Annotated in this window: 11 protein-coding genes; 5 read left to right on the top strand and 6 right to left on the bottom strand. The window is 64.6% G+C overall.

Annotated features, from left to right (window positions below; all coding sequences use genetic code 11):
- Nucleotides 1-33: 33 nt before the first annotated feature.
- A complete protein-coding gene (locus HB675_RS16415) occupies nucleotides 34-606 on the top strand; it encodes an isochorismatase family protein (RefSeq protein WP_213879387.1) in 573 nt (190 codons plus the stop codon).
- Nucleotides 593-1,975 (top strand): MFS transporter, encoded by a 1,383-nt coding sequence (locus HB675_RS16410; RefSeq protein WP_213879386.1) that lies wholly within the window; start codon nucleotides 593-595, stop codon nucleotides 1,973-1,975. The genes HB675_RS16415 and HB675_RS16410 overlap by 14 nt, the downstream gene beginning before the upstream one ends.
- A gap of 18 nt (nucleotides 1,976-1,993) precedes the next feature.
- Here HB675_RS16410 and HB675_RS16405 read toward each other — a convergent pair whose 3' ends face one another.
- From HB675_RS16405 to HB675_RS16380, 6 genes are all read right to left on the bottom strand, one after another.
- Nucleotides 1,994-3,433 (bottom strand): NAD-dependent succinate-semialdehyde dehydrogenase, encoded by a 1,440-nt coding sequence (locus HB675_RS16405; RefSeq protein WP_213879385.1) that lies wholly within the window; start codon nucleotides 3,431-3,433, stop codon nucleotides 1,994-1,996.
- A gap of 21 nt (nucleotides 3,434-3,454) precedes the next feature.
- Nucleotides 3,455-5,077, bottom strand: coding sequence for an AMP-binding protein (locus tag HB675_RS16400; protein WP_213879384.1), 1,623 nt, complete (start codon nucleotides 5,075-5,077; stop codon nucleotides 3,455-3,457).
- Between the two features lie 57 nt (nucleotides 5,078-5,134).
- On the bottom strand, nucleotides 5,135-6,721 hold the full coding sequence (locus HB675_RS16395; protein ID WP_213879383.1) for a carboxyl transferase domain-containing protein: 1,587 nt from the start codon (nucleotides 6,719-6,721) through the stop codon (nucleotides 5,135-5,137).
- 47 nt (nucleotides 6,722-6,768) lie between these two features.
- Complete coding sequence (locus HB675_RS16390) at nucleotides 6,769-6,978, bottom strand: acetyl-CoA carboxylase biotin carboxyl carrier protein subunit (protein ID WP_213879382.1); 210 nt, start codon at nucleotides 6,976-6,978, stop codon at nucleotides 6,769-6,771.
- A 142-nt stretch (nucleotides 6,979-7,120) separates the two neighbouring features.
- Complete coding sequence (locus tag HB675_RS16385) at nucleotides 7,121-7,726, bottom strand: TetR family transcriptional regulator (RefSeq protein ID WP_213879381.1); 606 nt, start codon at nucleotides 7,724-7,726, stop codon at nucleotides 7,121-7,123.
- A 66-nt stretch (nucleotides 7,727-7,792) separates the two neighbouring features.
- Nucleotides 7,793-8,479 (bottom strand): glutathione S-transferase family protein, encoded by a 687-nt coding sequence (locus tag HB675_RS16380; RefSeq protein WP_213879380.1) that lies wholly within the window; start codon nucleotides 8,477-8,479, stop codon nucleotides 7,793-7,795.
- Nucleotides 8,480-8,650: 171 nt separating this feature from the next.
- Between HB675_RS16380 and HB675_RS16375 the strand changes: the two genes are divergently transcribed.
- From HB675_RS16375 to HB675_RS16365, 3 genes are read left to right on the top strand one after another with little or no spacing between them, the layout of a single operon-like run.
- On the top strand, nucleotides 8,651-10,261 hold the full coding sequence (locus HB675_RS16375) for a carboxyl transferase domain-containing protein (RefSeq protein ID WP_213879379.1): 1,611 nt from the start codon (nucleotides 8,651-8,653) through the stop codon (nucleotides 10,259-10,261).
- Nucleotides 10,262-10,263: 2 nt separating this feature from the next.
- On the top strand, nucleotides 10,264-11,073 hold the full coding sequence (locus HB675_RS16370; protein WP_213879378.1) for an enoyl-CoA hydratase-related protein: 810 nt from the start codon (nucleotides 10,264-10,266) through the stop codon (nucleotides 11,071-11,073).
- Between the two features lie 29 nt (nucleotides 11,074-11,102).
- On the top strand, nucleotides 11,103-13,058 hold the full coding sequence (locus tag HB675_RS16365; RefSeq protein ID WP_213879377.1) for an acetyl/propionyl/methylcrotonyl-CoA carboxylase subunit alpha: 1,956 nt from the start codon (nucleotides 11,103-11,105) through the stop codon (nucleotides 13,056-13,058).
- Nucleotides 13,059-13,089: the final 31 nt, after the last annotated feature.

The raw sequence follows: 13,089 nt of genomic DNA, 5'->3' as shown, positions 1-13,089 counted from the left end.
AGTCGACTACCCACTCGACTTCAGGAAAACACCATGACAATCCAACTCGACCCCAGCAAGACGGCCCTTGTGCTCATCGATTTGCAGGCAGGGATCGTCGGCCTGCCCGTGCAACCGCTTGCGGCTCAAGACGTACTCAAGGCGTCCCGTACGTTGGCGCAGGCCTGCCGCCGAGCAGGGGCCTGCGTGGTCTATGTGCGCGTCGACCTGAGCAACATGTTGCCGCTGAGCGTCGATCACGCTCTCCATGGGCCCAGTGACCAACCGATTCCTGCCAGCGCCTCGCGACTGGTGCCTGAGGCAGGTTTTCAGGACGGCGATCTATTGATCACCAAGCGCCATTGGGGGGCGTTCGGCAGCATGACGGGGCTGGAAGACGCGTTGCAGGAGCGGGGCATCGACACCCTCATTCTTGGGGGGATCGCGACAAACTTCGGTGTCGAGTCCACGGCCCGGCAGGCCACTTCCCTGGGCTTGCAAGTGGTCATCGCGGCGGATGCCTGTTCTTCCCTCAGCGCCGCGGCCCATGAATTTGCGATGACCACGATCTTCCCGTTGATCGCCCGGGTCAGGAGTACCCAGGAGCTTGTCGATGCACTCGCCTGACGCGGTTCGGCCGGGCCTGGTGCTGGGCATCTGCTGCTTGAGCCTGTTGGTGGTCGGGATGGACGCCACGGTGGTGAATGTCGCGATCCCGGCGATTGAATCGGGCGTGGGCGGCAGCTTCCAGGAGGTGCAGTGGGTGATCGACGGCTACACCCTGACGGTTGCCTGCCTGCTCTTGGTGATGGGGTCGGTGTCCGATCGCTTCGGTCAGAAACGCACGTTCCAGGTCGGTCTTGCAGTGTTTACCAGTGCTTCGCTGCTGTGCAGCGCGGCGCCCGATGTGCATTGGCTCATCGGTTCTCGGTTCCTGCAAGGGAGCGGGGCGGCGATGCTCAATCCCGTAGCGCTGTCCATCATCGTACGCACCCATCCCGAGCCCCAGGCCCGCGCTCGCGCCATCGGGATCTGGGGTGCTACCTTCGGAGTGGCCTTGGGGCTGGGGCCGATCGCTGGCGCCGTGCTGAGCGAAGCGTTTGGCTGGCGGGCCATCTTCCTCATCAACCTGCCCATCGGGGTGGCAGCGCTTGTCCTGACGGCGCGCTGCATCCCTGAGTCGACGCCGTCCACGGCGCGTGCGTTCGACCCGCTGGGGCAGGGCTTGCTGATGGTGGTCCTGGGCAGCCTGACCTATGGGGTAATCGAAGGCCAGCGCCTGGGGTGGGGGGCACCCTGGATCCTCGGCGCCTTGGGACTCTCGGCGGTTTGCGTGGCGCTGTTGATCGCGTGGGAGCGTCGGCAGGATGAGCCGCTGCTGGAGATGCACCTCTTTGCCAATCTGCCGTTCAGCGGGGCAATCGGCATCGCCTTGATCATGTTTGCCGGGTTCGCCGCGCTGCTGTTCTTCAATGCGCTGTACCTGCAACACCAGCGCGGCTACAGCATCCTGCAGGCCGCACTGTGCTCACTGCCGCTGGCGGTGATGGCGAGCCTGTGCGGCCCATGGTCGGGTCGCCTGGTCGGCCGCTACGGCCCGCGGCCGTCTTTGCTGATGGCAGGGGCGGCGCTGATGATCAGCAGTGCGCTGCTGGCGCAGATCGGTGCGCAGACCAGCCTCGGCCTGATAGGGGGCGCCTACGGTCTTTTTGGCGCAGGCATGGGACTGGTGAACCCCGCCATCACCACGATAGCCGTCAGCCGCCTGGAGCCGTCACGTACCGGGGTGACGGCTGCCATCCTGTCGACCAGCCGGCAGCTGGGTGCCTGCTGGGGTGTGGCGGGTATCGGCAGCGTCATGCACGCTGGCCTGCGCCAGGGCCTCGGCCTGGCACAGGCGAGTCAGCCGTGGTGGTGGGGGATGAGCCTGCTGGGGTTGGTGATTGCCACGCTGTCAGGGTTCAGCAAGTCGCCGCGCCAGCAGCTATTGGAATGATCGTGCCGGTGGCTAACCTCACCCATTCATTTGCGTGATGAACCGACTTTCCAGATAAGACTCCACCGCCTCCGATCCGCCTTCGGTGCCATACCCCGAATCCTTGATCCCGCCAAAGGGCACCTCTGCCAGCGCCATGCCGTTGTGGTTGATGCTCAGCATGCCGGTCTCCATCTCCCGGCCCAACGCATAGGCGGTCTGCGCCGACCCAGTGAAGGCGTAGGCAGCGAGGCCGTAGGGCAGGCGGTTGGCTTCGCCGATGGCCTCGGCGAAATCGGTGAAGCGGTTGATGATAGCCACGGGGCCGAAGGGTTCTTCATTCATGATCCTGGCCGAGATCGGCACCTGGCTCAGCACTGTCGGCTCGAAAAAATAGCCTTCGTGGCCGATACGGTGGCCGCCGGTTTCAAGCCGCGCGCCCTGGCTGACGGCATCCGCCACCAACGCCAGCAACGCGCTGACGCGCCGTCCGTTGGCGAGCGGGCCCATGGCAGTGTCCTGTTCCAGGCCATTGCCGACCTTGATGTCCCGGGCGGCTTCGATGAAGCCTTTGATGAATCGCTCGGCCACGGCTTCCTGCACCAGAAAGCGCGTGGGGGCCACGCACACCTGGCCGGCATTGCGATATTTGGCCAGGGCGGTCACCGCGATGGCCTTGTCGATATCGGCGTCGTCGAAAATCAACACCGGCGCGTGGCCGCCCAGTTCCATCGTGGCCCGCTTCATGTGCTTGCCGGCCAGCGCGGCGAGGTCCTTGCCCACTGGCGTCGAGCCGGTAAAGGAGATTTTGCGGATGATCGGATGGGCCACCAGATAGCTGGAAATCTCGGCCGGCACGCCGTACACCAGGTTGACCACGCCGGCTGGAATGCCGGCGTCGGCGAACGCGCGGATCAGCTCGGCCGCCGACGCCGGCGTCTCCTCGGCCGCCTTGACGATGATCGAGCAACCGGTACAGACGGCCGCCGAGAGCTTGCGAACCAGTTGGTTGATCGGGAAGTTCCAGGGGGTGAAGGCGGCGACTGGCCCGACTGGCATCTTCACGACGATCTGCTGCACGCCGCTGAGCCGGGCCGGGATGACCTGGCCATAGGTGCGCCGGGCTTCTTCGGCGAACCAGTCGATGGTATCGGCGGCGCCGGCGATTTCCATGCGTGATTGGGCCAGTGGCTTGCCTTGCTCGCGGGTCATCATGTAGGCGATGGCTTCGCTGCGGGCGCGCAGCAGGTCGGCGGCCTTGCGCATCAGCCTGGAACGTTCGAGCGCACCGGTTTCGCGCCACACCTTGAAACCGGCGTCGGCGGCCTGCAAGGCCAGGTCCAGGTCGGGCTGGCGGGCGAGGGCGGCGTGGCCAATGGTATGTTCCGTGGCCGGGTCGGTGATGGGCAGGGTTTCCCCGCCGATGGCATCGCACCAGAGGCCGTTGATGAACAGTTGGACGTTGGGGTAGTTGTGCATGGGATGACCTCCAGTCGTTGCCTAGCCGACGATTTCACGGCGGATATAGATACCGGCGGCTTCTCGGTCCCAGGTGTCGGCCGTGATGCCATCGTCGCGCAGGGCGTGCTTGCGGATCTTTGCCGTGGGCGTGCGCGGCAGGGCCGGCACGATGCGGATGTAACGTGGCACCATGAAATGCGCCATGCGGGGCTTGAGGAAGTCGATCAGGTCGATCGGGTCGACGCTCATGCCCTCGACACAGGCAATCACGCAGAGAATTTCCTCCTCCGACATGTCGCTGGGCACCCCGACCACTGCCACCTCGTTGACCGCCGGGTGGGCGGCAATTTCGACTTCAACTTCAAACGACGACACGTTCTCGCCGCGACGGCGGATGGAGTCCTTCATGCGGTCGAAGAACACCCAGTCGCCGTCCTCGTTCACTCGAAACGCATCGCCGGTATGAAACCAGCCGTTGCGCCAGGCCGAAGCGGTGGCCTGTGCGTCGCGAAAATAGCCACTGTTGAGCGACCAAGGCGCATCGGCATGCACCAGCAGTTCACCGACCTCGCCAGGTCCGACCTCGCAGTCGTTTTCGTCCACCAGCCGGACCCGAGCGCCGTCCCGTGGCTTGCCGCAAATGCCGGACTTGGGCGGATTGGGCGCCGACACCAGAGGCGTGGAAATTTCCGACATGTTGTACAGCGTCCATACCGTGACCCCGAAGCGCTGGGAGAACGCCACGGCGTCTTCGGCCAGTGGCACGATGATCGCGGTGCGCAACGTGTGTTCGCGATCGGCCGCAGACGGTAGCAGCTTGACCATGAAGGTCGCCATCGCGCCGAGCAACAGAACGCAGGTCGACTGGGTCTCGCGGATCTGGTTCCAGAATTCGCTGGTGCTGAATGTGCCGATGATGGCGACCGAGCCGCCACGCGAGAGCATGCCGAGCACCGGAATCGTCCCGCCCACATGGAACAGCGGCAAGTTGCAGCAATAGCGGTCCTGGGCGGTGACCATCCTGAAGCCATCGGTACCGGACATGGCCCACAGGTGCGCATAGCTGGACATCACACCCTTGGAAGGGCCCGTGGTCCCGGAGGTGTAGATGATCGATTGCAGGTCCCACGGTTCGATCGGGCGCGCCAGCTCGGGCACCTGCCCAGGGTCACCGTCGAGCGCCGTTTCGGCGAACACCTGCAAGCCCGCCACGGAGCCGGGCGAGCCTGCGCCGACCACGACCACCGATTCGAGGGAGGACAGGTCGATGCGCTCCAGGCGCTCGAGCAGGTCGGCATGGGCGATGATCAGGCGGGCGGCAGCGTTCTCGATCACATGTTCGAGGATGTGCCCCCGGTACGCCAGGTTGATGGGGACATAGGTCGCGCCCAGCCAGTTGATGCCGAACCAGGTTTCCAGGCAGCGCTGGCCGTTGGGCAGCCACACCACCACCGTGTCGCCTTGCTTGACCCCCAGTGCGGCCAGGCCAGCGGCGGCTCTGATCGCGGCATCGCGCATCTGCCGGTAGGTCAGGGTCGCGCCGCGCCAGAAAACGGCAAAAGGTTCGTCGGGTCGCTCGGTTGCCCAGCGGTCCAGGAGGTAGCGCACCACACATTCTTCGCGGGCGGGGATTCTCGGGTCTTTGCGGATTATTGTTGTCATTGTTTTCCTCCCTGATCAGTACGGGTCGATTCGTCGTAAAGGGTCAGTCTTCAAGCGTCAGGGCGCTACTCCATATTTGGCCACCGGTACCGGCGCCGCCGTTCTTCTGCAGCGAGCCAGCGACAGGGCATGGAGTATCCGCCCACGGGTCTCGCTGGGCGCAATGATGTCGTGCACGGTAAATCGGGCGGCGGCGTTGTAAGGGCCGGTGCCGCCACTGAAGCGCGCTTCGATCTCGCGCTGCGCCTGCACCGGGTCGGGTGCGGCTTCGATCTCGCGTTTGAAGGCAGCCGCCACCCCGCCCGAGACCGGCAGCGAGGCGAAATCTGCCGTCAACCAGGCGCCGACGTAGCTTTGTTCGCCGCCCCAGCCGGCCATGGCGCAGGCCGCGAAACCGAAGGCCTTGCGGATGACAATAGTGACCTTCGGCACATCGGCCCAAGCCAGCGCATTGACCAGCGCCAGGCCCGCGCGCAGCGTGCCTTCCTTTTCGGCCTGCGGGCCGGTCATTACCCCCGGCACATCTTCCAGGAACACCAACGGCACGTGATAGGCCGAGCACAGTTCAACGAAATGCTGGGCTTTTTTTGCCGCGGCAGCGGTGATGGCGCCGGCATGGACCATCGGCTGGTTGGCGATGACGCCGACGGGGTGGCCGTCCATGCGGGCAAACCCGGTGAGGATCATTTTCGCGTATTCGGGTTTGATCTCCAGGAAGCTGTCGGCGTCAACCACGCCGCGGATCAGGGTTTTCATGTCATAGGCGCGCCGTTTCTGGGCCGGCACAATCGTGTCGAGGTCAACGGCATGGGGTGGTTTTGCCGGGCCTCGTTCAGGCCAGCACCACGCGTTCTGCGGCAGGTAGGATAAAAAGTCCCGGGCGAGGGCCAGCGCGGCTTCATCGGTTTCCACTTCGTTGTCTGCGACCCCGGAAATGCGGGTGTGAATCGAACTGCCGCCCAGGTCCTCCTTGCTCACGTCGATACCGGTGGCGGCCTTGACCACCGGCGGGCCGCCCGCTGCCAGCATGGCGTTGCCCTTGCGCATCACGACAAATTCGCTCCCCGCCGCGACCAACGCGCTGTCGCCGGCGCACGGGCCCAGCACCAGGCCGATCTGCGGTGCCACGCCGGACAGGCGCGCTTGTTCCAGAAAGTGCGTGACGTCCGGCAGCCCATCGTTCATCAGCTCCTGGCCACGGGCACCGGCACCATCCAGCAGCCAGATCAACGGCACCCGCTCGCGCCGGGCCATCTGGATGGCGTGCAGTTTCTTGCGTGCGTTGATCACGCCATGGGAGCCACCCTTGACGGTGAAATCTTCTCCGACCACGCAGACGTGACGACCGTTGATCAAGCCAAAGCCCATGACCACGCCGTCGGCCGGGGTGAGCGTATCGACCGTCGGGATGTCAGAAGTGTAGTGCGAGGTAAAGCGGCCGTACTCCTGGAAACTGCCTGGGTCGAGCAGGTAGTCGATGCGCTCGCGCACGGTCAGTTTGCCCAGGGCATGTTGCTTGGCGATCCGTTCTTCGCCGCCCATGGAAAGCGCCTTCTGCGTCCAGGTCGAGTGCTCGGCAATCAGGTCTGCCATGGTCGATGCGGCAGGTGGCGCGGAAGGGGTAAGCGATACAGGCTTGTTCATTGGGTGATCTCCGTCGAAGGCTGGTGCATCAGCGGCGCTGTCGGGCGTCAGTCGATACTTAGGATGACTTGGCCGGCTTCCACCACGTCGCCGTCAGCCACGTAGACCGAAGCAATGCTGCCGCTGGCGGTTGCCAGCACCGGCATTTCCATTTTCATCGACTCCATGACGAGGAGTTCATCGCCCGCCGTGATGGCGTCGCCTGGGCCGACATTGACCAGTAGCACCGTCCCGGCCATTTCGGATTTGATTTCCATGTTTTGCTCCTCGATGAAACTGTCAGGTAGTTAAAATTGTTATTGGGAACTGAAGTGATCTGTCGGGAATATTCTTATACTGGTCAGTAAACGCGTGCCGAGTCAAGCCAATGCGGGAGAAAATCAACCGTGTATGCGGGTTTCAGTGTGGGGTGTTCAGGCCCGCACCGCGCATTGCGAACGTTGCCAGTTGATCCGCCACCTGATCGGCAGACAAGCGTCCCTCGGGGCGGAACCAGAAAAACGCCCAGGTGGCCATGCCGGTAATGGCCTGCATGGCCACGACCGGGTCGCCAAGGGCGAAATCTCCGCTGGCCCTGCCTTCTTCCAGCAGCGACAGCAACGCATCGTTGAAGCGCCGGTGGTCAGCCTGCAGGGTTTGTTGCGCCTCGGCCGGCAAGTGCTTTTCTTCGCGGAAGTACACTGCCAGGTACATGCGCCCGGCGATCACCTCGCGGGCGAGGCTGCGTACGAAGCGCTCCAGGCGTTCGGCGGGCGTGCCGCGATCTTCCCGTGCGGCGCGGGCACGGTCGGCGGCCAGTGCCGTGGTGCGCAGGCACACGGCGGCCAGCAGGTCGGCCTTGGTGGTGTAGAACTGGTAGATGAAGGGCTTGGTCACCGACAGCGCAGCGGCCACCTCATCCAGCGTGGTACTGGTGAACCCCTTGTGGAAAAACAGCTCGGCGGCCACCTCCAGGATGCGGTTTCTTTTGAATTCCAGCGCTTGTTCCTTGAGTCCCATCGCCATTGGTAAAGCATCCTCAGGTGAAATATCAGAAATCTACTGATGGGTAAAATATCACTACTCGAGGCTTCATGAAACGTCGTCGACAGCCGCCCGTGCGAGTTGGGCGGGCGCCTCGGTCGCCAGGCCGGCAGCACGCGCGGCATCCCGCTGCGCGGCCTTGGCGCGTTGCCAGCCCAGGCGATCCGTCATGCGTGCCAGGTAGGCCTGCAGCACCGGCGCGAAGTCTGCGGCCAGCCCTACATCCTCGCCCAGCGAGAGGGCGTAGGTGACGCAGATATCGGCAACGGTAAAGCGACCTGCGCACACGAACGCCTGCGTCTCCAACACACTGGCCAACAGCTTCAAGCGTCCGAGGAACCAGCGCCGATAGTCCTCGGCGACCTGCGGCTGCCGGCGCTCCGGGTCTTCAAGGTAGCGATAGCGCAGGTACAGGGTCTGGGGGAACGTGAGGGTGGTGTCGGCGTGGTGCAGCCAATTGAGATAGGCCGGCCGGTCAGGCGAACCGACGGCGACACCCAACCCGGCCTCGGGATGTTGCTCGGCCAGCCATTCACAGATGGCCGATGATTCGGTCATCACGCCGTTTGGCGTTTCCAGCGCGGGTACGGTGCCCAGTGGGTTGACCGTGAAAATCCGCTTGTCGTGGCTGCGCGGTGGAAACGCCAGCACCTCGAGTTCGTAGGGCAGGTGCAGTTCTTCCAACGCCCAAAGCACGCGAAACGATCGCGCGTCCATGCAATGCCACAGTTTCATGAAAACCTCCGCTGAATTTACTGTCGAGGTGAATATAGATCTTGTGAGTATATGGATCTATGTGTAAGTATAAATTATCTACTCGCCAGTAAATATCAAGGTGGAGACAATCACCATGCCAGACCACATGTCGATTACGAGCCATGGCTCCTGCCGGGGAGGGCTGCCGTCATGACCGTCCTGCAAGCGACCGCACCGGCAAACAGCAAGGAAAGCAAGGCGCGCCGCGAGGCCCACCTGGCCTTGCTGGAAAATGTCCGGGCACTGGAACGCAAGGTCGTGGAGAACTCCGCCAGGGCCACCGAGCGCATGCGCAAGCGTGGCCAGTTGTTGCCGCGTGAACGCATCGCGTTGCTGTTGGACCGCAACAGTGAGTTCCTCGAATTATCGACCTTGTGCGGCCTGGGCATGCATGACGACGACGGCGCGGAGAAGGTGCTGGGTGCCGGCGTGATCGCTGGCGTCGGTGAGGTCGAGGGCCGGCGGGTCATGATCATGGCCAATGACGCCGGGATTGCCGGCGGTGCGATGCACCCCATGGGCATCCAGAAGATCATCCGGGCGCAGGAAATCGCCCTGCGAAACCGCTTGCCTTATCTCCAGTTGGTGGAAAGCGCTGGCGCCAACCTCGCCCTTCAGGCCGAGCTGTTCGTCGAAGGGGGTAAACAGTTTGCGAACCTGGCGCGGCTTTCCGCCGCCGGCGTGCCGGTGATTGCCGTGGTGCACGGCTCGTCCACCGCCGGCGGCGCCTACCAGCCGGGAATGTCGGATTACGTGATCATGGTGCGGGGCCGCTCCAAGGTCTTTCTGGCGGGGCCGCCGTTGCTGCGCGCCGCCACCGGCGAGATCGCCGAGGACGAGGTTCTGGGTGGCGCCGAGATGCACGCCCACGTCACCGGCCTGTCGGAATACCTGGCGGAGAACGACAGTGACGCCCTGCGCCTGGCCCGTGAGCTGGTCGCCCGGGTGGTGCCGCTGATGCCGTTGCCGCCGAGGGCGAGCGATGCCCCGCTGCGGCCGGGCGACGACATTCTGGCCATCGCCCCCGCCGACTATCGTGAACCCCATGACCTGCACCACATCATCGCGCGTTTTGTCGATGGTTCGCGTTTTCTGCCTTTCAAGAGCGAGTTCGGCTTCGCCACCCTGTGCGGCAACGCGCAGGTCGGCGGCCACGAAATCGGTATCATCGGCAACAACGGTCCGATCGATTCGGCGGGTGCGAACAAGGCAGCACACTTCATCCAGGCCTGCTGCCAGGCCGGCACGCCGATCCTGTTCCTGCAGAACACCACGGGTTTCATGGTCGGTGCCGAGGCCGAGGCCTCGGGTATCGTCAAGCATGGCGCCAAGCTGATTCAGGCCGTGACCAACGCCACGGTGCCCAAGCTGACCCTACAGATAGGCGGCGCCTTCGGTGCGGGCGCCTACGCCATGTGTGGGCGGGCATTCGATCCGCATTTCATCTTCTCCTGGCCCACCAACCGGCTGGCGGTGATGGGGGGCGAGCAGGCTGCCAAAGTGATGACCATTGTCGCCCAGGACTCGGCCCGCGCCCGCGGTATCGAGCCCGACCACCCGGCCTTGCACGCCCGCGCAGAGGCCATTCGCAGCGCTTATGAGCGCGAATCGACGGCGCTCTATGCCACGGCCCGGCTGTGGGACGACGGCATCATCGACCCCCGGGATACCCGCGCAGTGCTCCTGCATTGCCTGGAAACGATAGCCCTGGGCCAGGCGCGCAGCCTGCACTCATCGACCTTTGGCACCGCGAGGTATTGAGCATGAACAGCTCCATGCCAGTGCTGATCGAGCAAACGCGTCAGGGTTTTGTGTTGACCCTGACCCTGAACGACCCGGATCGGCGCAATGCGCTGTCCGAACCCATGGTGACCGAACTGCTGGAAGCGTTCAGCCGGGTTGCGCAGGATCAAAGCCTGCGCGCTCTGGTGTTGCGCGCAAACGGCAGCGCCTTTTGCGCCGGTGCCGACCTGCAGACGACCATCGACCACTTGAACGCGGGCGAGGTCGGCGAGAGGGCCATTGTGCAAGTCAACGAGCACGCAGGTGCCTTGTTCGCCAGCTTTGCCCAATTGCCGCTGTGTACGTTCGCCGTCGTGCACGGCCCTGCCATGGGCGGTGGCCTGGGGTTGGCGGCCTGCGCCGATGTGGTGCTGGCCACCCCCCAGGCGCGCTTTGCGTTGTCGGAAACCACGTTGGGCTTGCTGCCGGCGCAAATCGCCCCCTATGTCGCGGCGCGATGCGGTGCGCGTACCAGCGCGCGCCTGGCGTTGACCGCCGAGCGCCTGGACGGGGTCACCGCCAAGGCTACGGGCCTGGTCGATGAGCTGCATGACACGCCGCAGCTGCTTGAGGCGCGGTTGTGCGAGCTGCTGGCCGGGGTAGGGCGTTGCGCCCGCGAGGCCAATGCCCGGACCAAGGCGTTGTTCAGCAGCCTGGCCCCCGCTGCGCCGGACAATTTTCGCGCCCAGGCCGCCTCGGCTTTTCTGGCGCGGCTGCAGCACGCGGAAGGGCGCGAAGGCGTCAGCGCGTTCATCGAAAAACGCCGTCCCCACTGGGTAGAGCAGCCGTGACCGAGGCCGTCTTTTTTGAGGAAAGCAAGATGCAGAGATTTGACCGTATTTTGATCGCCAACCGCGGCGAGATCGCCTGCCGGGTCATCCGCACGGCCCGTGAAATGGGCTTTTCCACCGTGGCGGTGTGCAGTGACGCCGATCGCTCGGCGCGCCACGTCCTGATGGCCGATACCGCCGTTGATATCGGCCCGTCGGCGGCCAGCCAGTCCTATTTGAAGATCGACGCCATCATCGCGGCGGCCCGCAAGAGCGGCGCCCAGGCCGTGCACCCAGGCTACGGCTTTCTCTCGGAAAACGCCGCCTTTGCCGAAGCGTGCACGGCCGCCGGGCTGGTGTTCATCGGGCCCTCGCCGCAAGCGATCACGGCCATGGGCGACAAGGCGATTTCCAAGCGGCGCATGATCGAAGCCGGCGTCCCCTGCGTGCCGGGGTATCAAGGGGATGATCAGGCGCAGGAGACCTTTGTCCGCGAGGCCGAGCGTATCGGCTATCCGGTCATGGTCAAGGCTAGCGCCGGTGGCGGTGGCCGCGGCATGCGCCTGGTGTTTACGCCCGCAGAGTTGCCGGCCGCGCTCAAGGCGGCCCGCTCGGAGGCGCAGAACGCCTTTGGCAATGGCACATTGCTGATCGAGAAAGCCGTGATCGAGCCACGGCACATCGAAATCCAGGTGTTTGGCGACCACCATGGCAACGTCATTCACCTGGGCGAGCGCGACTGCTCCATTCAGCGGCGCCACCAGAAAGTCGTCGAAGAATCACCGTCACCCGCGGTAGACAGTGACCTGCGCAGCCGCATGGGCGAGGCCGCCGTGCAGGCCGCGCGGGCAATCAACTACGTGGGCGCCGGTACCGTCGAGTTTCTGCTGGACGCCTCGGGCGAGTTCTATTTCCTTGAAATGAATACCCGCCTGCAGGTCGAGCACCCCATTACCGAACTGGTCACTGGCCTGGATCTGGTGGCGCTGCAACTCGACGTCGCCGCCGGCGGCAAGCTGCCGCTGCGCCAGCAAGACGTCAAGATGACCGGGCATGCCATTGAGGTGCGGCTGTACGCCGAAGACCCGGCCAAGGGCTTTCTGCCACAAACCGGTGAGGTGCTGTTGTGGCAACCCTCGACCTTGCCGGGCGTGCGCACCGATCATGGCCTGAAGGCGCGCGATCGGGTGTCGCCGTTCTATGACCCCATGGTCGCCAAGATCATCGCCCATGGTGCCGATCGCGAGATCGCCCGCCGCCGCTTGCTGGCCGGCCTGGCCGACACCGTGCTGTTCGGGGTCACCCATAACAAGTCATTCCTGATGGACGTGCTGGCGGATGAAGAGTTTGTCGCGGGCAGTGCCACCACCGCGTTTATCGCACGGCGTTTTCCCGAAGGCTGGCAGGACAAGCCAGCGTCCGGCGAGCTGCTGGCAGTGGCGGCGGTGCTGTTCTGCGGCGCCGGTGCTGCCTCGGCCTTGCGCCCCGCCTGGCTGAGCAGTGAACTGAAATTGCGCATCGGCGAGGTCGACCATGTGCTCACGGCCCGCGCCGAAGGGGATATCTGGCGCGTGCGGCTGGCCGGCTGCGAGCATGTGGTGCGCCTGGATGGGACCGGCCAAGGCCACCCGCAGACGGTGGTGGTCGATGGCCTGCGCCAGCGCCTGCAAGTGCTCGAATACGAGGGGAGTCTGTTTCTGGACCTCGATGGCCGCGTGCAGCGCGTCGAAGACCGCAGCTACAGCCCCGCCGAAGGCCGGGTGGCGGGGTTCGATGGCCTGGTGCGCGCGCCCATGAGCGGGCAGGTCACGCAGTTGGAAGTGTCCCAGGGCGACGTGGTGGAAAAAGGCCACGTGATCGCGGTGCTGGAGGCGATGAAGATGGAACACCGCATTCTCGCGCCCCAGGCCGGCAGCATCGACAAGATCGCGGTCGAGGTGGGTGGCCAGGTGGCCAACCGAGACGTGTTGTTCGAGATCGGCGTCGCCCGGAAACAAGCGGTGTAGCCACCGTCACCTTGACCCACGACAAGAACAA

The sequence above is a fragment of the Pseudomonas sp. dw_358 genome, from assembly GCF_018449655.1.
Lineage (GTDB): Bacteria > Pseudomonadota > Gammaproteobacteria > Pseudomonadales > Pseudomonadaceae > Aquipseudomonas.
This window is presented reverse-complemented; position numbering and strand designations above follow the sequence as displayed.